The sequence below is a fragment of the Zobellia barbeyronii genome (assembly GCF_018603515.1).
Taxonomy (GTDB): domain Bacteria; phylum Bacteroidota; class Bacteroidia; order Flavobacteriales; family Flavobacteriaceae; genus Zobellia; species Zobellia barbeyronii.
This window is the reverse complement of sequence record NZ_JACATN010000004.1, coordinates 338,899-359,164: the sequence shown is the minus strand read 5'-3', so window position 1 is coordinate 359,164 and position 20,266 is coordinate 338,899. Positions and strand designations below refer to the sequence as shown.

32 protein-coding genes are annotated in these 20,266 nt (G+C 37.3%); all 32 read left to right on the top strand.

Annotated features, from left to right (window positions below; all coding sequences use genetic code 11):
* The first annotated feature begins 4 nt into the window (after nucleotides 1–4).
* A complete protein-coding gene (gene rplW, locus HW347_RS14090) occupies nucleotides 5–295 on the top strand; it encodes a 50S ribosomal protein L23 (RefSeq protein WP_038238154.1) in 291 nt (96 codons plus the stop codon).
* Nucleotides 296–304: 9 nt separating this feature from the next.
* Entirely contained in the window at nucleotides 305–1,129 is an 825-nt protein-coding gene (gene rplB / locus HW347_RS14085) for a 50S ribosomal protein L2 (protein ID WP_214612429.1), read from the top strand.
* 14 nt (nucleotides 1,130–1,143) lie between these two features.
* Complete coding sequence (gene rpsS / locus HW347_RS14080) at nucleotides 1,144–1,422, top strand: 30S ribosomal protein S19 (RefSeq protein ID WP_013993861.1); 279 nt, start codon at nucleotides 1,144–1,146, stop codon at nucleotides 1,420–1,422.
* Between the two features lie 3 nt (nucleotides 1,423–1,425).
* The gene (gene rplV / locus HW347_RS14075) at nucleotides 1,426–1,833 is read left to right on the top strand and encodes a 50S ribosomal protein L22 (protein ID WP_155594689.1); all 408 of its coding nucleotides are present in this window, start codon (nucleotides 1,426–1,428) and stop codon (nucleotides 1,831–1,833) included.
* 1 nt (nucleotide 1,834) lies between these two features.
* Nucleotides 1,835–2,557, top strand: coding sequence for a 30S ribosomal protein S3 (rpsC, locus tag HW347_RS14070; protein WP_155594688.1), 723 nt, complete (start codon nucleotides 1,835–1,837; stop codon nucleotides 2,555–2,557).
* Between the two features lie 19 nt (nucleotides 2,558–2,576).
* Nucleotides 2,577–3,008 (top strand): 50S ribosomal protein L16, encoded by a 432-nt coding sequence (gene rplP, locus HW347_RS14065; RefSeq protein ID WP_155594687.1) that lies wholly within the window; start codon nucleotides 2,577–2,579, stop codon nucleotides 3,006–3,008.
* A gap of 8 nt (nucleotides 3,009–3,016) precedes the next feature.
* Nucleotides 3,017–3,208, top strand: a complete 192-nt coding sequence (gene rpmC, locus HW347_RS14060) for a 50S ribosomal protein L29 (protein ID WP_155594686.1) — start codon at nucleotides 3,017–3,019, stop codon at nucleotides 3,206–3,208.
* 13 nt (nucleotides 3,209–3,221) lie between these two features.
* Nucleotides 3,222–3,482, top strand: a complete 261-nt coding sequence (gene rpsQ / locus HW347_RS14055) for a 30S ribosomal protein S17 (RefSeq protein ID WP_155594685.1) — start codon at nucleotides 3,222–3,224, stop codon at nucleotides 3,480–3,482.
* Nucleotide 3,483: 1 nt separating this feature from the next.
* The gene (rplN, locus tag HW347_RS14050; protein ID WP_013993867.1) at nucleotides 3,484–3,852 is read left to right on the top strand and encodes a 50S ribosomal protein L14; all 369 of its coding nucleotides are present in this window, start codon (nucleotides 3,484–3,486) and stop codon (nucleotides 3,850–3,852) included.
* 12 nt (nucleotides 3,853–3,864) lie between these two features.
* Nucleotides 3,865–4,179, top strand: coding sequence for a 50S ribosomal protein L24 (rplX, locus tag HW347_RS14045; RefSeq protein WP_155594684.1), 315 nt, complete (start codon nucleotides 3,865–3,867; stop codon nucleotides 4,177–4,179).
* Between the two features lie 3 nt (nucleotides 4,180–4,182).
* Complete coding sequence (gene rplE / locus HW347_RS14040) at nucleotides 4,183–4,734, top strand: 50S ribosomal protein L5 (protein ID WP_155594683.1); 552 nt, start codon at nucleotides 4,183–4,185, stop codon at nucleotides 4,732–4,734.
* Nucleotide 4,735: 1 nt separating this feature from the next.
* Nucleotides 4,736–5,005, top strand: coding sequence for a 30S ribosomal protein S14 (rpsN, locus tag HW347_RS14035; protein WP_214612428.1), 270 nt, complete (start codon nucleotides 4,736–4,738; stop codon nucleotides 5,003–5,005).
* 66 nt (nucleotides 5,006–5,071) lie between these two features.
* Nucleotides 5,072–5,470, top strand: coding sequence for a 30S ribosomal protein S8 (gene rpsH, locus HW347_RS14030; RefSeq protein WP_155594681.1), 399 nt, complete (start codon nucleotides 5,072–5,074; stop codon nucleotides 5,468–5,470).
* An 18-nt stretch (nucleotides 5,471–5,488) separates the two neighbouring features.
* Nucleotides 5,489–6,031 (top strand): 50S ribosomal protein L6, encoded by a 543-nt coding sequence (gene rplF, locus HW347_RS14025; protein ID WP_155594680.1) that lies wholly within the window; start codon nucleotides 5,489–5,491, stop codon nucleotides 6,029–6,031.
* A 9-nt stretch (nucleotides 6,032–6,040) separates the two neighbouring features.
* A complete protein-coding gene (rplR, locus tag HW347_RS14020; protein WP_194532496.1) occupies nucleotides 6,041–6,397 on the top strand; it encodes a 50S ribosomal protein L18 in 357 nt (118 codons plus the stop codon).
* Between the two features lie 8 nt (nucleotides 6,398–6,405).
* Nucleotides 6,406–6,930 carry a 30S ribosomal protein S5 gene (rpsE, locus tag HW347_RS14015; RefSeq protein WP_155594678.1) on the top strand — a complete coding sequence of 175 codons (525 nt, stop codon included), beginning with the start codon at nucleotides 6,406–6,408 and terminating at the stop codon, nucleotides 6,928–6,930.
* 11 nt (nucleotides 6,931–6,941) lie between these two features.
* Nucleotides 6,942–7,124, top strand: coding sequence for a 50S ribosomal protein L30 (gene rpmD, locus HW347_RS14010; protein WP_155594677.1), 183 nt, complete (start codon nucleotides 6,942–6,944; stop codon nucleotides 7,122–7,124).
* Between the two features lie 13 nt (nucleotides 7,125–7,137).
* A complete protein-coding gene (gene rplO, locus HW347_RS14005; RefSeq protein WP_155594676.1) occupies nucleotides 7,138–7,590 on the top strand; it encodes a 50S ribosomal protein L15 in 453 nt (150 codons plus the stop codon).
* Nucleotides 7,591–7,603: 13 nt separating this feature from the next.
* Nucleotides 7,604–8,947, top strand: a complete 1,344-nt coding sequence (gene secY, locus HW347_RS14000) for a preprotein translocase subunit SecY (protein WP_214612427.1) — start codon at nucleotides 7,604–7,606, stop codon at nucleotides 8,945–8,947.
* A gap of 2 nt (nucleotides 8,948–8,949) precedes the next feature.
* Nucleotides 8,950–9,165 (top strand): translation initiation factor IF-1, encoded by a 216-nt coding sequence (gene infA, locus HW347_RS13995; RefSeq protein ID WP_013751343.1) that lies wholly within the window; start codon nucleotides 8,950–8,952, stop codon nucleotides 9,163–9,165.
* A gap of 24 nt (nucleotides 9,166–9,189) precedes the next feature.
* On the top strand, nucleotides 9,190–9,306 hold the full coding sequence (gene ykgO / locus HW347_RS13990; protein ID WP_013305171.1) for a type B 50S ribosomal protein L36: 117 nt from the start codon (nucleotides 9,190–9,192) through the stop codon (nucleotides 9,304–9,306).
* Nucleotides 9,307–9,308: 2 nt separating this feature from the next.
* Nucleotides 9,309–9,683, top strand: a complete 375-nt coding sequence (gene rpsM, locus HW347_RS13985) for a 30S ribosomal protein S13 (RefSeq protein ID WP_214612426.1) — start codon at nucleotides 9,309–9,311, stop codon at nucleotides 9,681–9,683.
* Nucleotides 9,684–9,696: 13 nt separating this feature from the next.
* Nucleotides 9,697–10,101, top strand: coding sequence for a 30S ribosomal protein S11 (gene rpsK, locus HW347_RS13980; protein ID WP_155594673.1), 405 nt, complete (start codon nucleotides 9,697–9,699; stop codon nucleotides 10,099–10,101).
* 86 nt (nucleotides 10,102–10,187) lie between these two features.
* Nucleotides 10,188–10,793 (top strand): 30S ribosomal protein S4, encoded by a 606-nt coding sequence (gene rpsD / locus HW347_RS13975; protein WP_214612425.1) that lies wholly within the window; start codon nucleotides 10,188–10,190, stop codon nucleotides 10,791–10,793.
* An 18-nt stretch (nucleotides 10,794–10,811) separates the two neighbouring features.
* Entirely contained in the window at nucleotides 10,812–11,804 is a 993-nt protein-coding gene (locus HW347_RS13970; protein ID WP_214612424.1) for a DNA-directed RNA polymerase subunit alpha, read from the top strand.
* Between the two features lie 61 nt (nucleotides 11,805–11,865).
* Complete coding sequence (gene rplQ, locus HW347_RS13965) at nucleotides 11,866–12,426, top strand: 50S ribosomal protein L17 (RefSeq protein ID WP_225901935.1); 561 nt, start codon at nucleotides 11,866–11,868, stop codon at nucleotides 12,424–12,426.
* A 94-nt stretch (nucleotides 12,427–12,520) separates the two neighbouring features.
* Complete coding sequence (gene carA / locus HW347_RS13960) at nucleotides 12,521–13,642, top strand: glutamine-hydrolyzing carbamoyl-phosphate synthase small subunit (RefSeq protein WP_214612423.1); 1,122 nt, start codon at nucleotides 12,521–12,523, stop codon at nucleotides 13,640–13,642.
* 119 nt (nucleotides 13,643–13,761) lie between these two features.
* The gene (gene eno / locus HW347_RS13955; RefSeq protein WP_214612422.1) at nucleotides 13,762–15,054 is read left to right on the top strand and encodes a phosphopyruvate hydratase; all 1,293 of its coding nucleotides are present in this window, start codon (nucleotides 13,762–13,764) and stop codon (nucleotides 15,052–15,054) included.
* A 132-nt stretch (nucleotides 15,055–15,186) separates the two neighbouring features.
* The gene (locus tag HW347_RS13950; protein ID WP_214612421.1) at nucleotides 15,187–16,722 is read left to right on the top strand and encodes a glycogen synthase; all 1,536 of its coding nucleotides are present in this window, start codon (nucleotides 15,187–15,189) and stop codon (nucleotides 16,720–16,722) included.
* A gap of 131 nt (nucleotides 16,723–16,853) precedes the next feature.
* Entirely contained in the window at nucleotides 16,854–18,140 is a 1,287-nt protein-coding gene (locus HW347_RS13945; protein ID WP_214612420.1) for a citrate synthase, read from the top strand.
* Between the two features lie 120 nt (nucleotides 18,141–18,260).
* Nucleotides 18,261–19,175 carry a dimethylarginine dimethylaminohydrolase family protein gene (locus HW347_RS13940; protein WP_214612419.1) on the top strand — a complete coding sequence of 305 codons (915 nt, stop codon included), beginning with the start codon at nucleotides 18,261–18,263 and terminating at the stop codon, nucleotides 19,173–19,175.
* A 145-nt stretch (nucleotides 19,176–19,320) separates the two neighbouring features.
* The gene (gene ctlX / locus HW347_RS13935; RefSeq protein ID WP_214612418.1) at nucleotides 19,321–20,253 is read left to right on the top strand and encodes a citrulline utilization hydrolase CtlX; all 933 of its coding nucleotides are present in this window, start codon (nucleotides 19,321–19,323) and stop codon (nucleotides 20,251–20,253) included.
* The last annotated feature ends 13 nt before the right edge of the window (nucleotides 20,254–20,266 follow it).

The window sequence follows — 20,266 nt, the reverse complement described above, 5'->3', positions numbered from 1 at the left end:
AACCATGAGTGTGTTGATAAAACCAATAATAACGGAAAAAATGACCGCTGATAGCGAGTTGTATAATCGTTATGGTTTCGTTGTTGACCCAAGGGCCAACAAGATCCAAATTAAAGATGCGGTAGAAGCTACTTACGGTGTTTCAGTAAAGAAAGTTAGAACCATGAATTATGGTCCATCTAGAAAAACACGTTTCACCAAAACTGGAGTACAGCATGGTAAAACTAATGCAATTAAGAAGGCAATAGTTGATGTGGTAGAAGGTGATATCATTGATTTTTACAGTAATCTATAAAGACAAGAAATGTCAGTTAGAAAATTAAAACCAGTAACCCCCGGGCAGCGTTTTAGAGTAGTAAATGGTTTTGACGCCATTACTACTGATAAGCCGGAGAAGAGTTTACTCGCTCCGTTAAAAAAATCGGGAGGAAGAAACAGTCAAGGAAAAATGACCATTCGCCAAAGAGGTGGTGGGCATAAGAGAAGGTATCGTGTTATTGATTTCAAAAGAGACAAGCAGGGAGTTTCTGCTGTTGTGGAGTCAATTCAGTACGATCCTAACAGAACGGGTTTTATTGCTTTATTGAAGTATGCAGATGGTGAGAAGAGATACATCATTGCGCAAAACGGATTAGAGGTAGGGCAAGAGCTTAATTCTGGTAGTAATGTGGCTCCTGAAATAGGAAATGCATTGCCAATAAGTGAAATACCATTAGGTACTATTATTTCTTGTATAGAATTACGTCCTGGTCAAGGAGCTGTTATGGCTAGAAGCGCAGGTACTTTTGCTCAGTTAATGGCAAAAGATGGTAAGTTCGTTACGGTTAAGATGCCTTCAGGTGAAACTAGACTAATATTATCTACATGTATGGCTACAATTGGAGCTATATCTAACTCTGATCACCAGTTATTAGTATCTGGTAAAGCAGGTAGAAGTAGATGGTTAGGTAGAAGACCAAGGACTAGACCAGTAGCAATGAATCCTGTCGATCACCCAATGGGTGGTGGTGAAGGTAGAGCTTCAGGTGGTCATCCAAGATCAAGAAACGGAATCCCGGCTAAAGGTTATAGAACGCGTACTAGGACCAAGAAGACGAATAAGTATATTCTAGAACGTAGAAAGAAATAATAAAGTAAGAAACAATGGCACGATCGTTAAAAAAAGGACCTTACGTTCACTATAGCTTGGAGAAAAAAATCCAGCAAAGCGCTTCTTCTGGAAAGAAGAGCGTTATAAAAACGTGGTCAAGAGCATCGATGATAACACCTGATTTTGTAGGTCAGACTATAGCTGTTCATAACGGAAGACAGTTTGTTCCTGTATTCGTTACGGAGAATATGGTAGGTCACAAATTAGGCGAATTTTCTCCAACAAGATCTTTTAGAGGTCATGCAGGAGCCAAGAACAAAGGTAAAAAGTAAGCTATGGGAGTTCGAAAAAAACAGATGGCCGAAAGAATCAAGGCCGAGAAAAAACAGATAGCGTTCGCTAAGTTGAACAACTGTCCTACATCGCCTAGAAAAATGCGTTTAGTAGCAGACCTTGTTAGAGGAGTAAAAGTAGAAAAAGCATTAGCTATTCTTCGTTTTAACCCAAAAGAGGCTTCTCGTAAATTGGAGAAATTGTTGCTTTCTGCTTTGGCAAACTGGCAGGCAAAAAATGAGGATGCTAGCGTTGAAGATGCGGATCTTTTTGTAAAAGAAATTCGTGTTGACGGTGGTAGTATGTTGAAAAGATTGCGTCCAGCTCCACAGGGTAGAGCGCATAGAATTAGAAAACGTTCCAACCATGTTACATTGGTTTTGGGGTCTAATAATAATATAGAAAGCTAGAATGGGACAGAAAACAAATCCGATAGGAAATCGTCTAGGAATTATCAGAGGATGGGAATCTAACTGGTATGGTGGTAACGATTATGGAGATAAACTAGCTGAAGACAATAAGATACGTAAGTATATTCATGCTCGTTTAGCGAAAGCTAGCGTGTCTAGAGTAATTATAGAGCGTACCTTAAAGTTGATTACAATTACTGTGACTACTGCAAGACCTGGTATTATTATAGGTAAAGGTGGTCAAGAGGTGGATAAGCTTAAAGAGGAGCTTAAGAAAATCACTAATAAAGAGGTTCAGATCAATATTTATGAGATCAAAAGACCGGAACTTGATGCAAATTTGGTAGCAGCTAGTGTTGCTCGTCAAATTGAAAGCAGAATTTCATTTAGAAGAGCTATTAAGATGGCTATTGCTGCGGCAATGAGAATGAATGCTGAAGGAATTAAGATTCAAATTTCAGGTCGTTTGAATGGTGCGGAAATGGCACGTTCAGAATCTTATAAAGATGGTCGTATTCCATTGTCTACTTTTCGTGCAGATATCGATTATGCTTTACATGAAGCTCAGACGACATACGGTAAGTTGGGTATTAAGGTTTGGATCATGAAAGGTGAAGTGTACGGCAAGCGTGAATTATCTCCGTTGGTAGGTATGACTAAAGGTCAATCTTCAAAAGGTGGTGATAAACGTGATGGCGGAAGAAAGCAACGTCGTAGAAAGTAATTTTTTAAAGAAGTAAACAATGTTACAACCTAAAAGAACCAAGTTTCGTAAGATGCAAAAAGGCCGCATGAAAGGCAATGCGGGTAGAGGGTTCCAGTTATCAAATGGAATGTTCGGCATCAAAACTTTGGATACAAAATTTATTACGTCGCGCCAAATCGAGGCAGCTCGTATCGCGGCTACTAGATATATGAAAAGGCAAGGCCAGTTATGGATTAAGATATTTCCGGACAAGCCTATTACCAAAAAACCTCTTGAGGTTCGTATGGGTAAAGGTAAGGGTGCTCCAGAATATTTTGTAGCGGTCGTTAAGCCTGGAAGAGTTTTATTTGAAGTTGCTGGTGTACCTATGGATGTTGCTAAGGAAGCATTAAGGTTGGCAGCTCAAAAGTTACCGGTAAAGACAAAATTTGTTGTTGCTCGTGACTACGTTGATCAAGATTTAATCTAAGTTGTACCATGAAAAACAAAGAAATTAAAGAATTGTCTGTAGAAGAGCTTAAGCAGAAGCTAGCTGAATTTAAAACGCAGCAAGCTAACCTCAAAATAGCGCATTTTGTAACGCCACTTGAGAATCCGCTTCAGATTAGAAAGGCAAGAAGAACGGTAGCTAGATTAGCAACGGAATTAACTAATAGGGAAAACCAATAACTGGTTCTGCTTTATGGAAGAAAAAAGAAACTTAAGAAAAGAGAGAATAGGGGTTGTAACCAGTAACAAAATGGAGAAATCTATTGTTGTAGCAGAGGTTAGAAAAGTAAAGCACCCTATGTACGGTAAGTTCGTTTTGAAAACGAAAAAGTACGTTGCACACGACGAGAAAAACGATTGCAAGGAAGGTGATACCGTTAAGATAATGGAGACACGCCCGTTAAGCAAGACTAAAACTTGGCGTTTAGTAGAAATCTTAGAAAGAGCTAAATAATATGTTACAGCAAGAATCAAGATTAAAGGTAGCGGACAACACAGGGGCAAAAGAAGTTTTGACCATTCGTGTACTTGGAGGAACCAAGAGGAGATACGCATCTATTGGAGATAAGATAGTTGTTACTGTAAAAGAGGCTACACCTAACGGAGGTATCAAAAAAGGTGCTGTATCTACGGCTGTAGTTGTAAGAACTAAGAAAGAAGTCAGGAGACCTGATGGTTCATATATTCGTTTCGATGACAATGCTTGTGTATTGTTAAATCCAACAGGAGAAATGAGAGGAACCCGTGTTTTCGGTCCGGTTGCCCGCGAATTACGCGATAAGCAATTCATGAAAATTGTTTCATTGGCCCCTGAGGTACTTTAATATAGAACAAGCATGAAAAAGTTGAAAATTAAAACGGGAGATACAGTTCGTATCATTGCAGGAGACCATAAAGGTACTGAAGGCAAGGTTATGACTGTAAACCGTGAGAAGAACAAAGCGATCGTAGAAGGTGCTAACATGGTTTCTAAACATCAGAAACCTAGTGCGCAGAATCCTCAAGGCGGAATCGTTAAAAAAGAATCTCCTATCAATATTTCTAATTTGTCATTAATAGATGCTAAATCTGGTAAGACAACAAGAGTAGGGTACGAGGTAAGAGACGGAAAGAAAGTCCGGTTTTCTAAGAAATCCAATGAAGTAATATAAGTTATGGCTTACGTTTCAAGGTTAAAGAAAGAATATGGTGAGCGTATAGTAGGTGCGCTTAAAGAAGAGTTTGGTTACAAGAATGTAATGCAAGTACCCAAGCTTCAAAAGATAGTTGTTAGTAGAGGTGTTGGTGCCGCTGTTGCAGATAAAAAACTTATCGATCATGCGGTAGACGAATTGACTAATATTACTGGTCAAAGAGCTGTTGCAACACTATCTAAGAAGGATGTTGCTGCGTTTAAGTTGCGAAAAGGCATGCCAATTGGCGCTAAAGTGACTTTGCGAGGTGAACGTATGTACGAATTTTTAGACCGTTTGGTTACAAGTGCGTTACCGCGAGTTCGTGATTTTCAAGGGATTAAGGCTACTGGCTTTGATGGTCGTGGAAATTATAGTCTTGGTGTAACAGAGCAAATAATTTTTCCTGAAATCAATATTGATAAAATCAATAGAATTGACGGAATGGATATTACCTTTGTAACTTCTGCTGAAACGGATAAAGAAGCAAAATCATTATTAACAGAATTAGGTTTACCTTTTAAAAAGAACTAGTATGGCTAAAGAATCAATGAAAGCCCGTGAGCGCAAAAGGGAAAGAACTGTTGCTAAATATGCTGAGAAAAGAAAAGCTTTGAAAGAAGCTGGAGATTACGAAGCATTGCAAAAGTTGCCAAGAAATGCATCACCTGTACGTATGCACAATCGTTGCAAGTTAACAGGTAGACCAAAAGGTTACATGAGAACTTTTGGTGTTTCTAGGGTTATGTTCAGAGAAATGGCTAACCAAGGTCTTATACCGGGTGTTAAGAAAGCAAGCTGGTAAAAATTAGTGAATAACTGGTTTCAGGTTCGTTAATAAAGACGAAAACCGTTACCGAATTATATATATATGGTTACAGATACTATAGCAGATTATCTAACGAGAGTTAGAAATGCCAGCAGCGCTGGTCACAGAGTGGTAGAGATACCTTCTTCTAAAGTGAAGAAAGAAATGACTAAAATATTGTTCGATCAGGGCTATATTTTGAGTTATAAATTCGAAGAAGATAAAGTTCAAGGTTCTATTAAGATCGCCTTGAAATACGACAAGGCAACAAAAGAGCCTGTTATCAAAAAAATTCAGAGAATCAGTAAGCCAGGTTTACGTAAGTATACAGGTGCTGAAAATCTACCTAGAGTCTTAAATGGCTTAGGGATAGCGATAGTATCTACCTCTCACGGGGTAATGACGAGCAAGCAGGCAAAAAATGAGAATGTAGGTGGCGAAGTGCTTTGCTACGTATATTAATAGGATAAAAAGGAAGAAATGTCAAGAATTGGTAATAATCCGGTAGCTATTCCTGAAGGGGTTACTGTTGAGGTAAAAGGTAACGAGGTTGTCGTTAAAGGCAAGTTGGGTGAACTTACTCAAGAGTTTTCTGCCGTCGAAATAAAAATTGAAGATAGTCAAGTTTGGGTAACCAGACCGTCAGATTCAAAAGATCACAAAGCTAAGCATGGTTTATATCGTGCTTTAGTAAAGAACATGATTGAAGGTGTTTCTAAAGGTTGGACAAAAGAATTAGAACTTGTAGGTGTTGGTTATCGTGCTAGCAACCAAGGTCAGAAGTTAGATGTTGCTTTAGGATTTTCACACAATATAGTTTTAGATTTAGCTCCAGAGTGTAAAGTAGAGACTATATCTGAAAAAGGGAAAAACCCAATCATTAAATTGACATCGTTCGACAAACAATTAGTAGGTCAGATTGCCGCCAAAATACGAGGATGGCGTAAGCCTGAGCCTTACAAAGGTAAAGGTGTTAAGTTTGTTGGCGAGCAGTTAAGAAGAAAAGCAGGTAAATCAGCTTAATAGTATATCATGGGATTATCAACAAGCGAAAGAAAACAGAGAATACGGAGAAGAATCAGAAAGGTTTCCACTGGAACAGCGGAAAGACCTAGATTGTCCGTTTTTAGAAGTAATAAAGAAATTTATGCTCAAGTTATAGATGATAAACAAGGGGCTACATTGGCTTCTGTATCTTCTAAAGATAAAGACTTGGCAAAGGAAAAGGGTACTAAGATAGAGATTGCAAACCTTGTAGGTAAAGCTATCGCTGCTAAGTGCAAAGAAGCAGGTATTGAAAAAGTTGCTTTTGATAGAGGTGGTAACCTTTACCACGGAAGAGTGAAATCTTTGGCTGATGGCGCAAGGGAAGCAGGACTTAATTTTTAAATAAGAGTATGTACCAGAAATATAAAAACGCAGAGACCGTAAAACCCGGTGGATTGGATCTTAAAGATAGATTGGTAGGCATACAACGTGTTACCAAAGTAACTAAAGGTGGTAGAGCATTCGGTTTTTCAGCTATAGTTGTTGTAGGTGATGAAAGTGGAGTTGTTGGTCACGGTTTAGGAAAATCTAAAGAGGTGGCAACTGCTATCGCTAAGTCTATTGAAGACGCTAAAAAGAACTTAATTCGTATTCCTTTAAATAAAGGAACATTACCTCACGAACAAAAAGGTAAATACGGTGGAGCTAGAGTTTATATCCAGCCTGCATCGCATGGTACCGGAGTTATCGCTGGTGGTGCTGTAAGAGCAGTATTGGAGGCAGTAGGAGTACAAGATGTACTTTCTAAGTCTCAAGGTTCTTCTAACCCTCACAATGTTGTAAAGGCTACTTTTGATGCGCTTTTGCAATTGAGAGATGCTAGAACGGTTGCAGGTCAAAGAGGAGTTTCTCTTGAAAAAGTTTTTAAAGGATAAGTAGAAATATTATGGCAAAGAAAATTCTGGTAAAACAGTTGAAGAGCGGCATTAAAAGACCACAGAACCAAAAGCGTACGTTAGTTGCTTTGGGTCTTAAGAAAATTGGTCAAGTAGTAGAGCACGATGCCACGCCGAATATACTCGGTATGATAGCTAAAGTTGAACATTTGGTTTCCACTGAGGAAGCTTAAATAGCATATTATAATGAATTTAAGTAATCTAAAGCCTGCTGATGGTTCTACCAATAGAGCTGGCAAAAGAATAGGTAGAGGTCAAGGGTCTGGAAAAGGCGGTACTGCTGCAAGAGGTCACAATGGTGCTAAATCAAGATCTGGTTACTCCAAGAAGCTTGGTTTCGAAGGTGGTCAGATGCCATTACAGAGACGTGTACCTAAATTTGGTTTTACAAACATAAACCGAGTTGAATATCAAGGTATCAACGTTGAAAGGTTACAAGAGTTAGTCGATAGCAAAAAAGTTAAAGACACTATTACTTTTGAAACTTTAGTTGAAAATGGTTTAGCCAAAAGTAAAGACCTTGTGAAAATATTAGGAGGTGGTGAATTAAAAGCCTCACTAAAAATTTCAGCGCATAAATTTACGGCAAGTGCCAAAGCGGCCATAGAAGCTGCTGGTGGAGAAGCAATAAATTTATAAGCAAAAACTGACCATGAAGAAATTTTTCGAGACCATATCCAATATTTGGAAGATTGACGAACTAAGGAATAGAATTTTACTAACCCTTGGTTTGTTGTTGGTATACCGTTTTGGTTGTCAAATAGTTCTTCCGGGAATTGATTCTACACAATTATCACAGCTAGCATCAAGTACTGATTCTGGTATTTTTGGATTGTTGAACGCTTTTACCGGTGGTGCTTTTGCTAATGCATCAATTTTTGCCTTGGGTATTATGCCCTATATATCGGCATCTATTGTTGTTCAGCTTATGAGCATTGCCATTCCTTATTTACAGAAGTTAGATAAAGAAGGTGAGAGTGGTAGAAAAACGAAGAATCAGATTACACGTTGGTTAACTATAGGTATCTGTGTGGTTCAAGCTCCAGCATACTTATATGGTTTGGAAGCTTTTGGAGTTCAAGATAGTGCCTTTGTTTTAGGTAAAGGATTGGATTTTATGGTTCCTGCAGTTATCATTCTGGTTACAGGTTGTGTATTTGCCATGTGGTTAGGTGAGAAAATTACCGATAAAGGAATTGGTAATGGTATTTCATTATTGATCATGATTGGTATTATTGCTACGTTACCTCAATCATTTGTCCAGGAATTTATTTCCAGAACGGTTGATAACAATGGTGGTTTGATGTTTATTCTTGTTGAAATTATACTTTGGTTCTTGGTAATCTTGGCCAGTATACTTTTGGTTATGGCTACGCGTCAAATACCGGTACAATATGCAAGAAGAACAGCATCTGGCGGGTATGAAAAGAACATAATGGGTTCTAGGCAATACATTCCTTTAAAGCTTAATGCTTCTGGAGTTATGCCTATTATTTTTGCTCAGGCAATTATGTTTGCTCCTAGTTTAATAGGAAAAACATTCAATAATAGCGCTGCTGGTCAGTGGATGGAAGTTCAGTTTCAAGATATATTTGGTCTGGCTTACAATGTATTGTTTGGTTTATTGATAATTATTTTCACATATTTCTATACGGCTATTACTGTTCCTACGAACAAAATGGCAGATGATTTGAAGAGAAGTGGAGGTTTTATACCGGGTATTAGACCAGGAAAAGAGACTGGAGATTTCTTAGATAAAATTATGTCTTTGATTACATTGCCAGGATCCGTATTTTTGGCGCTTTTAGCAGTACTTCCTGCAATAGTTGTGAAATTAATGGATATTCAAGCAGGTTGGGCAATGTTCTACGGTGGTACATCACTACTTATTATGGTTGGTGTGGCAATAGATACTGTGCAACAGGTAAATGCATATTTATTAAATAGACATTACGACGGGTTGATGAAATCTGGTAAAAATAGAAAAGTCGCATAATTATGGCTAAACAGGCAGCAATAGAACAAGACGGGTCTATAATAGAAGCATTGTCAAATGCAATGTTCAGGGTGGAATTAGAAAATGGTCATGTAGTTACGGCTCACATTTCAGGAAAGATGCGTATGCATTACATTAAATTACTTCCTGGAGATAAGGTGAAATTGGAAATGAGTCCTTATGACTTATCCAAAGCTAGAATTACATATAGATATTAGTAATACGATAGAAGAATAAGAACGATGAAAGTTAGAGCATCAGTTAAAAAGAGAAGTGCCGACTGCAAGATAGTGCGCAGAAAAGGCAGGTTGTACGTAATCAACAAAAAGAATCCTAGATTTAAACAAAGACAAGGATAGTTATGGCAAGAATTGCAGGTATAGACATACCAAAACAGAAAAGGGGCATAATTGCATTGACCTATATTTTTGGTGTCGGTAGAAGTAGGGCTAAAGAGATTTTAGAGAAAGCCCAAGTGAGTGAAGATACAAAAGTGTCTGAATGGAACGATGATGAGATAGGTCGTATCAGGGATGCTGTTTCTTCCTTTACTATAGAAGGTGAGTTACGTTCGGAAACACAACTTAACATCAAACGTTTGATGGATATAGGTTGTTACCGTGGTATTCGTCACAGATCAGGTCTTCCTCTTCGAGGACAACGTACCAAGAATAACTCTAGGACGAGAAAAGGAAAAAGAAAAACGGTCGCCAACAAGAAGAAGGCAACTAAATAATAAGTAGGTTATTATGGCAAAGGCAACTACCAAAACAGGTGCAAAAGCGGCAAAGAAGCGTAAAGTAATCGTTGATTCGGTTGGAGAAGCGCACGTAACTGCATCTTTTAATAATATTATAATTTCTCTTACCAATAAAAAAGGAGATGTCATTTCTTGGTCATCTGCTGGAAAAATGGGTTTTAGAGGTTCTAAGAAAAACACTCCATATGCTGCACAAGTTGCTGCTGAAGAGTGCTCTAAAACTGCGCATGAAGCTGGTTTGAGAAAAGTAAAGGTTTACGTAAAGGGACCTGGTAACGGAAGAGAATCTGCAATTCGTGCTGTACATAATTCTGGTATAGAAGTTACCGAAATTATTGATGTTACGCCGATGCCGCACAACGGTTGTCGTCCACCAAAGAGAAGAAGAGTTTAATTAATTACTATTATTTCACAGAAGTGTTGTTAACGATTATCGAAGGATAAGCCTTAATTCATAATCACACTTCTAAACTTAAGAAAATGGCAAGATATACAGGACCAAAAAGTAAAATCGCCCGTAAGTTTGGCGAAGCGATTTTCGGAGATGATAAATCATTCGAAAAAAAGAATTATCCTCCAGGACAACATGGTAACGCAAGACGTAGAGGTAAGAAGTCTGAATACGCGGTACAGTTGATGGAGAAGCAAAAAGCTAAATATACTTACGGTATTTTAGAAAAGCAATTTAGAAACACTTTTGCTACTGCTAAGAAAAAACAAGGTGTTACTGGTGAAGTATTACTTCAATTATGTGAATCTCGTTTAGATAACGTTGTATTCCGTATGGGTATCTCCCCTTCAAGAAGAGGTGCAAGACAATTAGTATCTCATAGACACATTACAGTTAACGGAGAGTTGGTTAACATACCATCTTATTCTTTAAAAGCTGGTGATGTTGTAGGTGTGCGTGAAAAATCTAAATCTTTACAGTCTATCCAAGATTCACTTTCTAGTAATAGCAAAGTGTACGAATGGATAACTTGGAATACAGCTAAGAGTGAAGGTGCTTTTGTTACCGTTCCTGAAAGACTTCAAATTCCAGAGAATATCAAAGAACAATTAATAGTTGAGCTTTACTCTAAATAATAAAGAACACTAAGTCATATGGCATTATTTAATTTTCAGAAACCCGATAAAGTAATAATGATCGATTCTTCGGATTTCGAAGGGAAGTTCGAATTTCGTCCTTTAGAGCCCGGTTATGGATTGACTGTTGGGAACGCACTAAGAAGAGTGTTGCTTGCGTCTTTGGAAGGCCATGCGATTACATCTTTGAGAATGGATGGTGTAGAACATGAGTTTTCTGTTGTATCTGGCATCGTAGAAGATGTTACAGAAATTATATTGAATCTTAAGCAAGTACGTTTTAAGAAGCAAATAGAAGATTCTGAAGCAGAAGTAGTTTCAATTTCGGTAAGCGGAAAAGAACAATTGACTGCTGGTGATTTTCAGAAATTTATTTCTGGTTACCAAGTGTTGAATCCAGATTTAGTAATCTGTAATATGGATTCTAAAGTGAGCATCAACATGGAGATAGTGATTGACAAAGGTCGTGGCTATGTTCCTGCAGATGAAAACAAAAAATCTAATGCGGCTCTAGGTACGATAGCTATCGATTCTATTTTTACACCTATTAAGAATGTAAAATATAGTATTGAAAACTTTCGTGTAGAGCAAAAGACGGATTACGAAAAATTGGTTTTTGAAATCGTTACTGACGGTTCAATTCATCCAAAAGATGCTTTGACTGAAGGTGCAAAGGTTTTGATACATCACTTTATGTTATTCTCTGATGAGCGTATTACTTTAGAGGCTGATGAAATAGCTCAAACTGAAACTTACGATGAAGAGTCACTTCACATGCGTCAGTTGTTGAAAACGAAATTGGTAGATATGGATCTTTCTGTACGTGCCTTGAATTGTTTGAAAGCTGCGGAAGTAGATACTTTGGGAGATTTAGTTTCTTTCAATAAAAATGACTTGATGAAATTTAGAAATTTCGGTAAGAAGTCATTAACAGAATTAGAAGAATTGGTTATCAATAAGGGGCTTAGCTTCGGAATGGACCTTTCGAAATATAAATTAGATAAAGATTAATCGATATTTCTTACACGAAGGGAAATTCCCTGGGATTGGAGAAATACATTAGAACAAAAAAATGAGACACGGTAAAAAAGTCAATCATTTAGGACGTAAGACAGCGCACAGAAAAGCGATGTTGGCCAACATGGCATGTTCCTTGATCGAGCACAAAAGAATTAACACGACTGTAGCAAAAGCTAAAGCGTTAAAACAATTTGTTGAGCCTTTGATTACAAAATCAAAAGCAGAAAACAATGTTAGTGCTGAAAAAGGGACGCACAACAGACGTATCGTTTTCAAAAACCTTAGAGACAAGTATGCAGTTACTGAATTGTTCAGTACTGTAGCAGAAAAGGTTGCTGATAGACCAGGGGGTTATACAAGAATTATTAAGCTTGGTAATCGTTTGGGTGATAACGCTGATATGGCAATGATAGAGTTGGTTGATTTTAACGAACTATACAACGCTGGTAAAGCCAAAACCAAAACTACTAGAAGAAGTAGAAGAGGTGGTAAAAGCGATGAAGAAGCTGCTAAGGTAGAAGGAAAGGAAACTAAAACTCCACCAGTAGCTGAGGATTCTGCAAAAGAGTCTAAAAAAGATGTTGAAACGAAAGCGGACGATTCAGAAGAATAAGATGTTGAGATTTAATAATATTTGGGAAAGGATAAACTTAATAGTTTATCCTTTTTTTTATGTTTATTTGTGAAATTAAAAAAAGAACAAACGTATGAAGTATCAATCCCGAAAAAAAGCATTGTTATTGTTAGCCGATGGCACCATATTTTATGGCAAGTCCGTTGGAGATAAAGATGGAACTGCATTTGGAGAGGTTTGTTTTAATACAGGAATGACTGGATACCAGGAAATCTTTACTGACCCTTCTTATTTTGGTCAAATTATGGTTACTACAAATGCCCATATAGGTAATTACGGTACTGTAGACGAAGAAGTAGAATCAGATTCAGTTAAGATATCTGGCCTGGTTTGTAGAAATTTCAGTTACAACTATTCTAGACCAAGAGCAGACAAAAGTCTTGAGACTTTTTTGAATGAGAACGAACTTTTCGCAATATCAGATGTAGATACACGTGCATTGGTTGGTTATATTCGTGATAATGGAGCTATGAATGCGGTAATATCTACAGATGTAGATAATCTAGAGGAATTGAAAGCCAAGTTAGCAGATGTTCCTTCTATGGAAGGACTAGAGCTTGCGTCTAGCGTTTCTACTTCTGAGCCTTATTTTTATGGTGATGAAAATGCACCTTTGAAAATTGCTGCTCTAGATATAGGAATCAAAAAAAATATTTTAAGAAACCTAGCAAAACGAGGTGGATACATAAAAGTATTTCCATACAACTCTTCATTCGAAGAAATGGAAGCTTGGGGTGCGGATGGATATTTCATTTCTAACGGACCTGGAGACCCAGAACCTTTATCAGATGCAATAAAAACTGCAAAAGGGATGATTGCAAGTGGAAAACCAGTATTTGGTATTTGTTTGGGGCATCAAGTTATTGCGTTGGCCAACGGTGTATCTACTTACAAGATGCATAATGGGCATAGAGGTCTAAATCATCCTATTTTAAATCTGCTTACAGGAAAAGGAGAGATTACATCTCAAAATCATGGTTTTGCTGTAAATAGAGAAGAGACTGAGGCAAATGAGAATTTAGAAATCACGCATGTGCATCTAAATGATAAAACTGTGGCAGGTATACGTATGAAAGGTAAAGATGTTTTTTCAGTACAGTACCATCCGGAAGCAAGTGCAGGTCCACATGATGCAGAATATTTGTTTGATCAGTTTTATGAATTGATTGAGAAAAATTCAATAGCTATGGCTTAACGTTAAGTAATTGTTATAAATACAGTAATATAGTTATGCTGTGCAATGCTTTACCTACACGGTTTTGTATATTTGCAGCTGGTTAAATTTAAGAGAATTCCAAACTTAAAATAATATTTATGAGTATCATACTAAGTGTACACGCACGTCAGATTTTAGATTCAAGAGGAAACCCAACAGTAGAGGTAGACGTAATTACTGAAAACGGAGTTTTAGGCCGCGCAGCAGTTCCTTCTGGAGCATCAACAGGTGAGCATGAAGCAGTAGAACTTCGTGATGGAGGTAAAGCCTTTATGGGAAAAGGAGTTCTTAAAGCAGTAGAAAACGTTAATACGATAATTGCCGAAGAGGTTTTGGGAATGTCCGTTTTTGAGCAAAATCTTCTTGACCAAGTAATGATCGACTTAGATGGTACGCCAAATAAATCAAAATTAGGGGCTAACGCTATTTTGGGTGTTTCATTAGCAGCAGCTAAAGCGGCAGCTAATGAGTTAGGTTTGTCTTTGTTCCGTTATGTAGGTGGTGTTAGCGCAAATACTTTGCCTGTACCTATGATGAATATCATTAACGGTGGTTCGCATTCAGATGCTCCTATCGCTTTTCAAGAATTTATGGTAATGCCGGTTAAGGCAAAAACTTTTTCACATGCCATGCAAATGGGAACTGAAATCTTTCATCACTTGAAAAAGGTTTTACATGACAGAGGTTTGAGTACAGCAGTAGGTGACGAAGGTGGATTTGCTCCAAACTTGGCAGGTGGTACTGAAGATGCTCTTGAGACTATCGCCAAAGCAGTAGAGAATGCAGGTTATAAATTAGGTGATGAGATAATGATTGCCTTAGATTGTGCTGCAGCTGAATTTTTCGTAGATGGAAAATATGACTATACTAAATTTGAAGGTGATAAAGGAGTAATAAGAACTTCTGAAGAGCAAGCTCAATACTTGGCAGACTTAAGTGCTAAATATCCTATCATATCAATTGAAGATGGTATGGACGAAAATGACTGGGACGGTTGGAAATCTTTGACCGAAAAAATAGGTGATAAAGTACAGTTAGTTGGTGATGATCTTTTTGTTACTAACGTAGAGCGTTTATCAAAAGGAATAGAGAATGGTATTGCAAACTCTATTTTAATTAAGGTAAACCAGATTGGAACACTTACCGAAACTATAGCAGCAGTTAATATGGCTAAAAATGCAGGATACACTTCTGTAATGAGCCATAGATCAGGTGAAACAGAAGATAATACCATTGCAGATTTAGCAGTAGCGTTAAATACTGGTCAAATTAAAACTGGTTCTGCTTCAAGATCAGACCGTATGGCTAAGTACAATCAATTACTTCGTATTGAAGAAGAATTGGGTGAAATGGCGTACTATCCTCAAAATAAAGCATTTAACATTAAATAATCATTTAGCGCTTAAATGAGCAATTTAAAAAGAAGCCTTTCTTTCGATATTTTTCGAATCAGAAGGGCTTTTTTTTTGCACTAATGACAAAGTTTGCCTACCTTTTTAACAAACTTCTAACCAACGCCTCACATGAACAATTTTCTTTTTGTCGCCGCAGAAAACGATGGGATACCCAACTGTAAAGCAGGGGGCATGGGTGACGTTGTTCGGGATGTACCAAGGCACATCTCTAAACGGGGTGATAAAGCCCATGTGGTGGTGCCTGCCTATTCCAGACTTCATCTTAATGGCACTTTTAAGACCAATCTAGATTTTCATTTAAGAGGAACTAATTATAGGGCCGAACTTTATGAGGTAGCTGGGAAAAAAGAATTCCCGAATATAGTGCATTACGTTATTCATCACCCTGAAATTCAGGAGGGTGGAATAGCACATATATATCATGATGATCCAACGGAGCCGTTTTTTACTGATTTTATAAAGTACATGATTTTTTGTACCGCTGTTGCAGAGGCTATAAAAATGGGTGCTTTTGGGCAATTAGATGTGGTTCATATGCACGATTGGCATGCCAGTGCTCTATTGTTCTTAAAAACATATCATCCAAGCTATAAAGAGTTAAAGAAGATGCGCTATGTATATAGTATTCATAATTTGGCTATACAAGGTATACGTCCATTTTATGATAATTATGCGTCAGTACATAATTGGTTTCCTGAATTACAGTTAGATCATGATACCTTAAAAGACCCGCGCTATCAAGATTGTATCAATCTTATGGCCGTTGGTATTCGTTTAGCAGATTCAGTTCACACGGTATCACCATCTTACAAAGAAGATGTTATGCTGCCTAGTGCACGTCCAGAATTTGTAGGTGGAGAAGGTTTGGAGAAAGATTTGCAACAAGCCAATAATGAAGGTCGATTAGTAGGAATTCTAAACGCCTCCAATTACAATAACATTAGAGAGGCCAAAAAAGGGTTGCTTTATAGGAATACCGTAAAAGCACTTTTTGGATGGTTACAAGATGAGTCAAAAAAGTATAAATCAGATTTCTTGGCCCATACTGGTGAAAAAATAATGCAACATGCAGGAGATAAGCCCAAGTTTATTGCTTCTAGTGTAGCTAGGTTAACCGAGCAAAAATTTTACTTCTTTAAAAGGTCGCCTGAGGCATTTGAAAAAATGCTAGAAAGGCTACGGAAAGTAGATGGTATTTTTATGCTTTTAGGAACGGGAGATCCGGATTACGAAGAGTTTTTCCGTAGTATGAGTTATAAGCATGAAAATTTCATATTTACGAACGGTCAATCGGAGGATTTAATAGATTCAATTTATTTAGAATCTGATCTCTATTGTATGCCTAGTCTTTTTGAACCTTGTGGTATTAGTCAAATGTTGGCTATGCGTAACGGCAATCCATGCTTTGTTCATCATACCGGTGGTCTAAAAGACACTGTTGAGCATAATGTAACAGGTTTTGCTTTTGAGGGAAAAACCTATGACGAACAAATTAAGAATATGGTCAAGAATTTTGATGAGGCCATTGACGTTTGGGAGAATGATAAGCCTAAATGGAATAAAATAAAAAGCAATGCTGAGAAGGTTCGGTTCACTTGGGAGAAATCATTGGATGAATACTATGAGAAATTATATGTTTTGTAGTATTTATTAATTGTTCTACAACAAGAAATCAAATCATTGTTAATTATTAATTAAACGAAAAAACATCTCTTGTTAAGATGTTACATTTTCCGTAAATTTACGTCCACTTCAATTTTAAGTAAAATTCAAAAATGTCAGATAAAGCTACTTTAGAGTACAACGGTAAGAAATACGATTTCCCGGTAATAAAGGGTACGGAGGATGAACTCGCAATAGATATCAAAACTTTGCGCTCCGCCACAAACGGTATGATAACCATAGATCCCGGCTATAAAAACACGGGTTCTTGTGAAAGTGCCATAACTTTTTTAGATGGTGAAAAAGGAATTTTGAGATATCGTGGTTATTCTATAGAAGAATTAGCAGAAAAAGCAGACTTTTTAGAGGTTGCCTATCTTTTGATATTTGGTGAATTACCTAATGAAGTTGAGTTAGAAAAATTTCACACGGATATAAAGGAAGAATCTCAAGTTGATGAGGAGATGAAAAAGATTTTGGACGGATTTCCAAAGTCAGCGCATCCAATGGGTGTGTTATCTTCGCTTACAAGTGCATTAATTGCCTTTAACCCAACTACGGTAGATGTTTCTTCAGAAAAGGACATGTACCACGCTATAGTTCGTATTTTGGCTAAATTTCCAGTGCTTGTTGCTTGGACGCTTAGAAAGAAAAAAGGTCTACCGTTAGATTATGGTGATGATAGTTTAGGCTATGTAGAGAACATACACAAGATGATGTTCAAAAAGCCGAACCAAATGTATTGTAAAGATGATTTGGTTATTGATGCATTAGATAAGTTGTTGATTCTACATGCGGATCATGAGCAGAACTGTTCTACCTCTACGGTAAGAATAGTAGGTTCATCACATGCTGGTCTTTTCGCTTCTCTATCTGCGGGTATATCTGCTTTGTGGGGGCCATTACACGGTGGTGCAAATCAAGCAGTATTAGAAATGCTTGAAGCTATTGAGAAAGATGGTGGTGACACTAAAAAATATATGGCAAAAGCTAAAGATAAATCTGATCCTTTTAGATTAATGGGCTTTGGTCACAGAGTTTATAAAAACTTTGATCCAAGAGCAAAAATCATCAAGAAAGCAGCAGATGATGTTTTAGCAAACTTAGGAATAGATGATCCTATTTTGGCAATTGCCAAAGGTTTAGAAAAAGAAGCCTTAGAAGATCAATACTTTGTAGATAGAAAATTGTATCCTAATGTAGATTTCTACTCCGGTATTATATATCGTGCATTGGGAATACCTACGGAAATGTTTACTGTTATGTTCGCATTGGGTCGTTTACCTGGTTGGATAGCGCAATGGAGAGAGATGCGTTTAAGAGGTGAACCAATAGGAAGACCAAGACAAGTTTATATTGGAGCTAATCTTCGTCCTTTTGTAGAGGTGAATAAGAGATAAGCATCAGTACTAATTTATATAAATGTCCCTTTTTGAGAATCTCAAAAAGGGACATTTTTTTATTCTTCAAATTATTATTGTTCACCATTAGGTTCTCTTATCTTTACCAGCAAAAAGTATATGCTTAAGCTTAACGTTACCGATGAGATTTCGAAATTAAAAGTTTTGGTTTTAGGTACGGCTAACAGTAGTGGTCCTACCCCTAAGCCAGAAGAGGCGTATGACCCTAAATCACTAGAGAATATTTTAGCAGGTACATATCCTAAAGAAGAAGACATGGTTCCTGAGATGGAAGCTTTTGCTAATGTATTGCAGAAGTATGATGTTCAGGTTTACAGGCCGGAAGTCTTAACAGATTGTAATCAGATTTTTTCTAGGGATATTGCTTTCGTAATAGAAGACAAACTTATTATAGCCAATATTCTACCGGAAAGAGAGAAGGAAGTAGAGGCTATTCTTCACGTTTTAGATAAGATTGATGATGCTAATATTCTTCACCCACCTGCAGAAGCTCATGTAGAAGGAGGCGATGTTATGCCATGGGGAGAGTATATTTTCATTGGTACGTATACCGCAGATGATTACCCAAGTTACATTACGGCAAGAACAAACCAAGCTGCAATAGATTATATAACGGAGCAGTTTCCTTCTAAAAAAATAAAGTCATTTCAGTTACGAAAATCTAATACTGATGCAAAACAGAACGCCTTGCATTTAGATTGTTGTTTTCAGCCTTTGGGAAAAGGAAAGGCCATTTTGCATAAAAACGGATTCTTGGTAGAAGAAGAATACCAATGGTTGGTAGACTTTTTCGGAAAAGGAAATGTATTTGAAATTTCCTCTGATGAAATGTATCAAATGTTTAGTAATGTATTTTCTATTTCACCAGAAGTAGTGGTCTCGGAAAAGAGCTTTACGCGTCTTAATAATTGGTTACGCGAGCAAGGTTTTACAGTAGAAGAGATTCCTTATTCAGAAATTGCCAAGCAAGAAGGTCTTTTACGTTGCAGTACGTTGCCTTTGGTACGGGAATAATATTCGTTTTAGCTACAAGAAACAATATTATTAAGTTAGAGAAACTTCATTTTTTTATATCGTTTCTCCAAGCTTGATTTTTCTATCTATACTAGTTTATACAGGTTTATAAGCGCTAATTTCGCGCAAAATTAATTGAATTTTTATGCAGATTACCAACAATATACTAATGATTCGTCCGGTCAATTTTAGGATGAACGAGCAGACTGCGGTCAATAATTATTTTCAAGAAGATTTAGATGTTCAGAATTCGACAATCAATGCAAAAGCACAACAAGAATTTGATGCTTTTGTAGATGTTTTACGCTCAAAAGGCGTGAACGTAATTGTGGTGGAAGACACTAAGGAACCAGATACTCCCGATTCTCTATTCCCTAATAATTGGATTTCGTTTCATGCTAATGGTACGGTAGGTCTGTATCCTATGTTCGCAGAAAATAGACGTAATGAAAGACGTGAAGATATTTTGGAAATCCTTGAAGAAAAGGGTTTGCAAATTGAAAACATAATTGATTACACTTCTGCAGAAGCGGAAGGTGTTTTTCTTGAAGCTACAGGTAGTATAGCTTTGGACAGGGTAAACAAAAAAGCATACTGTGCACTTTCTGGAAGGGCAGATGAAGAGTTATTCATAGAGTTCTGCGAAGATTTTGAATATTCTCCAGTGATTTTTACCGCAAACCAATCTGTAGACGGTAAGAGAATGGCTATTTATCACACGAATGTTATGATGTGCTTGGCCGAAAACTTTTCGGTTATCTGTCTTGATACTATAGACGATAAAAAAGAACGCAAAAATGTAATTGATCATCTGAAGCAAGATGGTAAGGAAATCATTAAAATTACCGAACAGCAAATGCATCACTTTGCCGGTAATATGCTTCAAGTTTTAGGAGGCGATGATAAGAGGTACTTGGTGATGAGCTCATCTGCGTACAACAGCTTAACTTCAAAGCAAATTGAAGCTATTGAAAAGTACTGTGAAATTATTCATAGCTCTTTAGAAACCATTGAAACTTGTGGAGGCGGTAGCGCTCGCTGCATGATGGCTGAGGTTTTTCTACCACATTCTAAATAATATAATTTATAGG

Excerpts from the sequence above, each read along its gene's own strand:
- rplW (WP_038238154.1), top strand. The coding sequence starts at position 5 with ATGAGTGTGTTGATAAAACCAATAATAACGGAAAAAATGACCGCTGAT.
- rplB (WP_214612429.1), top strand. The coding sequence starts at position 305 with ATGTCAGTTAGAAAATTAAAACCAGTAACCCCCGGGCAGCGTTTTAGA.
- rpsS (WP_013993861.1), top strand. The coding sequence starts at position 1,144 with ATGGCACGATCGTTAAAAAAAGGACCTTACGTTCACTATAGCTTGGAG.
- rplV (WP_155594689.1), top strand. The coding sequence starts at position 1,426 with ATGGGAGTTCGAAAAAAACAGATGGCCGAAAGAATCAAGGCCGAGAAA.
- rpsC (WP_155594688.1), top strand. The coding sequence starts at position 1,835 with ATGGGACAGAAAACAAATCCGATAGGAAATCGTCTAGGAATTATCAGA.
- rplP (WP_155594687.1), top strand. The coding sequence starts at position 2,577 with ATGTTACAACCTAAAAGAACCAAGTTTCGTAAGATGCAAAAAGGCCGC.
- rpmC (WP_155594686.1), top strand. The coding sequence starts at position 3,017 with ATGAAAAACAAAGAAATTAAAGAATTGTCTGTAGAAGAGCTTAAGCAG.
- rpsQ (WP_155594685.1), top strand. The coding sequence starts at position 3,222 with ATGGAAGAAAAAAGAAACTTAAGAAAAGAGAGAATAGGGGTTGTAACC.
- rplN (WP_013993867.1), top strand. The coding sequence starts at position 3,484 with ATGTTACAGCAAGAATCAAGATTAAAGGTAGCGGACAACACAGGGGCA.
- rplX (WP_155594684.1), top strand. The coding sequence starts at position 3,865 with ATGAAAAAGTTGAAAATTAAAACGGGAGATACAGTTCGTATCATTGCA.
- rplE (WP_155594683.1), top strand. The coding sequence starts at position 4,183 with ATGGCTTACGTTTCAAGGTTAAAGAAAGAATATGGTGAGCGTATAGTA.
- rpsN (WP_214612428.1), top strand. The coding sequence starts at position 4,736 with ATGGCTAAAGAATCAATGAAAGCCCGTGAGCGCAAAAGGGAAAGAACT.
- rpsH (WP_155594681.1), top strand. The coding sequence starts at position 5,072 with ATGGTTACAGATACTATAGCAGATTATCTAACGAGAGTTAGAAATGCC.
- rplF (WP_155594680.1), top strand. The coding sequence starts at position 5,489 with ATGTCAAGAATTGGTAATAATCCGGTAGCTATTCCTGAAGGGGTTACT.
- rplR (WP_194532496.1), top strand. The coding sequence starts at position 6,041 with ATGGGATTATCAACAAGCGAAAGAAAACAGAGAATACGGAGAAGAATC.
- rpsE (WP_155594678.1), top strand. The coding sequence starts at position 6,406 with ATGTACCAGAAATATAAAAACGCAGAGACCGTAAAACCCGGTGGATTG.
- rpmD (WP_155594677.1), top strand. The coding sequence starts at position 6,942 with ATGGCAAAGAAAATTCTGGTAAAACAGTTGAAGAGCGGCATTAAAAGA.
- rplO (WP_155594676.1), top strand. The coding sequence starts at position 7,138 with ATGAATTTAAGTAATCTAAAGCCTGCTGATGGTTCTACCAATAGAGCT.
- secY (WP_214612427.1), top strand. The coding sequence starts at position 7,604 with ATGAAGAAATTTTTCGAGACCATATCCAATATTTGGAAGATTGACGAA.
- infA (WP_013751343.1), top strand. The coding sequence starts at position 8,950 with ATGGCTAAACAGGCAGCAATAGAACAAGACGGGTCTATAATAGAAGCA.
- ykgO (WP_013305171.1), top strand. The coding sequence starts at position 9,190 with ATGAAAGTTAGAGCATCAGTTAAAAAGAGAAGTGCCGACTGCAAGATA.
- rpsM (WP_214612426.1), top strand. The coding sequence starts at position 9,309 with ATGGCAAGAATTGCAGGTATAGACATACCAAAACAGAAAAGGGGCATA.
- rpsK (WP_155594673.1), top strand. The coding sequence starts at position 9,697 with ATGGCAAAGGCAACTACCAAAACAGGTGCAAAAGCGGCAAAGAAGCGT.
- rpsD (WP_214612425.1), top strand. The coding sequence starts at position 10,188 with ATGGCAAGATATACAGGACCAAAAAGTAAAATCGCCCGTAAGTTTGGC.
- HW347_RS13970 (WP_214612424.1), top strand. The coding sequence starts at position 10,812 with ATGGCATTATTTAATTTTCAGAAACCCGATAAAGTAATAATGATCGAT.
- rplQ (WP_225901935.1), top strand. The coding sequence starts at position 11,866 with ATGAGACACGGTAAAAAAGTCAATCATTTAGGACGTAAGACAGCGCAC.
- carA (WP_214612423.1), top strand. The coding sequence starts at position 12,521 with ATGAAGTATCAATCCCGAAAAAAAGCATTGTTATTGTTAGCCGATGGC.
- eno (WP_214612422.1), top strand. The coding sequence starts at position 13,762 with ATGAGTATCATACTAAGTGTACACGCACGTCAGATTTTAGATTCAAGA.
- HW347_RS13950 (WP_214612421.1), top strand. The coding sequence starts at position 15,187 with ATGAACAATTTTCTTTTTGTCGCCGCAGAAAACGATGGGATACCCAAC.
- HW347_RS13945 (WP_214612420.1), top strand. The coding sequence starts at position 16,854 with ATGTCAGATAAAGCTACTTTAGAGTACAACGGTAAGAAATACGATTTC.
- HW347_RS13940 (WP_214612419.1), top strand. The coding sequence starts at position 18,261 with ATGCTTAAGCTTAACGTTACCGATGAGATTTCGAAATTAAAAGTTTTG.
- ctlX (WP_214612418.1), top strand. The coding sequence starts at position 19,321 with ATGCAGATTACCAACAATATACTAATGATTCGTCCGGTCAATTTTAGG.